The sequence below is a fragment of the Lactiplantibacillus sp. C232 genome (assembly GCF_023806725.1).
GTDB classification, from domain to species: domain Bacteria; phylum Bacillota; class Bacilli; order Lactobacillales; family Lactobacillaceae; genus Lactiplantibacillus; species Lactiplantibacillus plantarum.
On record NZ_JAMSKZ010000035.1, the window covers coordinates 1 to 3,132 of the forward strand.

Sequence of the window (3,132 nt, forward strand, 5' to 3'; positions counted from 1 at the left end):
ACTATTGAGAAACTTGTGCTCTCAAAACTAGACAATATCAAATATCTTCATATGAACCGGAACACCAATTACTTGGTTAAGTCCTCGACCGATTAGTATTAGTCCGCTTCATGCGTCACCGCACTGCCACTTCTAACCTATCTACCTGATCATCTTTCAGGGGTCTTACTTCCATAAAGGAATGGGAAATCTCATCTCGAGGTGTGTTTCACACTTAGATGCTTTCAGCGTTTATCACATCCATACGTAGCTACCCAGCGATGCGCCTGGCGGCACAACTGGTACACCAGAGGTATGTCCATCCCGGTCCTCTCGTACTAAGGACAGGTCCTCTCAAATTTCCTACGCCCGCGACGGATAGGGACCGAACTGTCTCACGACGTTCTGAACCCAGCTCGCGTACCGCTTTAATGGGCGAACAGCCCAACCCTTGGGACCGACTACAGCCCCAGGATGCGATGAGCCGACATCGAGGTGCCAAACCTCCCCGTCGATGTGGACTCTTGGGGGAGATAAGCCTGTTATCCCCAGGGTAGCTTTTATCCGTTGAGCGATGGCCCTTCCATACGGTACCACCGGATCACTAAGCCCGACTTTCGTCCCTGCTCGACCTGTCTGTCTCGCAGTCAAGCTCCCTTGTGCCTTTACACTCTGCGAATGATTTCCAACCATTCTGAGGGAACCTTTGGGCGCCTCCGTTACTTTTTAGGAGGCGACCGCCCCAGTCAAACTGCCCACCTGACACTGTCTCCCACCACGATTAGTGGTGCGGGTTAGAGTGGTCATACAGCGAGGGTAGTATCCCACCAACGCCTCCACCGAAACTAGCGTTCCGGTTTCTATGGCTCCTACCTATCCTGTACAAGCTGTACAAACACTCAATATCAAGCTACAGTAAAGCTCCATGGGGTCTTTCCGTCCTGTCGCGGGTAGTCCGCATCTTCACGGACAATATAATTTCACCGAGTCTCTCGTTGAGACAGTGCCCAGATCGTTACGCCTTTCGTGCGGGTCGGAACTTACCCGACAAGGAATTTCGCTACCTTAGGACCGTTATAGTTACGGCCGCCGTTTACTGGGGCTTCAATTCTGAGCTTCGCCGAAGCTAACCCATCCTTTTAACCTTCCAGCACCGGGCAGGCGTCAGCCCCTATACGTCATCTTACGATTTTGCAGAGACCTGTGTTTTTGATAAACAGTCGCCTGGGCCTATTCACTGCGGCTGATCTTGCGATCAGCACCCCTTCTCCCGAAGTTACGGGGTCATTTTGCCGAGTTCCTTAACGAGAGTTCACTCGCTCACCTTAGGATTCTCTCCTCGACTACCTGTGTCGGTTTGCGGTACGGGTAGTTAAGTACTCACTAGAAGCTTTTCTCGGCAGTGTGACATCAGACGCTTCGCTACTAAATTTCGCTCCCCATCACAGCTTGTCCTTAAAGTGAAAAGCATTTGACTCTTCACAAGACTTACTGCTTGGACATTCTAATCCAACAGAATGCACATCTTAGCCTCCTGCGTCCCTCCATTGCTCAAACGCACTTAACTAGTACAGGAATCTCAACCTGTTATCCATCGTCTACGCCTCTCGGCCTCGACTTAGGTCCCGACTAACCCTGGGAGGACGAGCCTTCCCCAGGAAACCTTAGTCATTCGGTGGATAGGATTCTCACCTATCTTTCGCTACTCATACCGGCATTCTCACTTCTAAGCGCTCCACAAGTCCTCACGATCTTGCTTCACCGCCCTTAGAACGCTCTCCTATCACGCGACCTAATGGTCGCATCCATGGTTTCGGTAGTATGCTTAGCCCCGGTACATTTTCGGCGCAGGATCACTCGACTAGTGAGCTATTACGCACTCTTTAAATGGTGGCTGCTTCTGAGCCAACATCCTAGTTGTCTATGCAACTCCACATCCTTTTCCACTTAGCATACATTTAGGGACCTTAACTGATGGTCTGGGCTGTTCCCCTTTCGACGGTGGATCTTATCACTCATCGTCTGACTCCCGGATATGAATCAATGGCATTCGGAGTTTATCTGAATTCAGTAACCCAAGACGGGCCCCTAGTCCAAATAGTGCTCTACCTCCATGATCCTAATTCCGAGGCTAGCCCTAAAGCTATTTCGGAGAGAACCAGCTATCTCCAAGTTCGTTTGGAATTTCACCGCTATCCACACCTCATCCCAGCAATTTTCAACTTACACGGGTTCGGTCCTCCAGTGCGTTTTACCGCACCTTCAACCTGGACATGGATAGGTCACCTGGTTTCGGGTCTATAACCTCGTACTCAAAACGCCCATTTCAGACTCGCTTTCGCTACGGCTCCGACTTTTTAGTCTTAACCTTGCACGGGATCATAACTCGCCGGTTCATTCTACAAAAGGCACGCCATCACGCATTAACGCGCTCTGACTTATTGTAGGCACATGGTTTCAGGAACTATTTCACTCCCCTCCCGGGGTGCTTTTCACCTTTCCCTCACGGTACTGGTTCACTATCGGTCACTAGGTAGTATTTAGCCTTGGGAGATGGTCCTCCCGGATTCCGACGGAATTTCACGTGTTCCGCCGTACTCAGGATCCTGAACTGAGAGAATTTGATTTAATCTACTGGGCTATCACCATCTATGGCGGATTTTCCCAAATCCTTCGACTATCAAGTTCTTTGGTAACTCAAATGTTCAGTCCTACAACCCCAAAGTGCAAGCACTTTGGTTTGGGCTGTTCCCCGTTCGCTCGCCGCTACTTAGGGAATCGAAATTTCTTTATATTCCTGCTGCTAATGAGATGTTTCAGTTCACAGCGTTTACCTCCAACTAGACTATGAATTCATCTAGTGGTAACAGTTGATTAAAACTGCTGGGTTGCCCCATTCGGAAATCTCCGGATCATAGCTTACGTACAGCTCCCCGAAGCATATCGGTGTTAGTCCCGTCCTTCATCGGCTCCTAGTGCCAAGGCATTCACCATGCGCCCTTGTTAACTTAACCTCATTTACCTAACGGTAAATGCGATTAATGAGTTTAGCGATAATTAAACTTCAATAAAAAACTCAAAAAACGCGGTGTTCTCGGTTTCATTATGAAAAAATATATTTGATATTATCTAGTTTTCAAAGAACAAGTTTTG

At 48.9% G+C, this 3,132-nt stretch carries 1 rRNA gene; it reads right to left on the reverse strand.

Annotated features, from left to right (window positions below):
• Positions 1-72 precede the first annotated feature (72 nt).
• Positions 73-2,993, reverse strand: a 23S ribosomal RNA gene (locus MZO41_RS16335).
• Between the last annotated feature and the right edge of the window lie 139 nt (positions 2,994-3,132).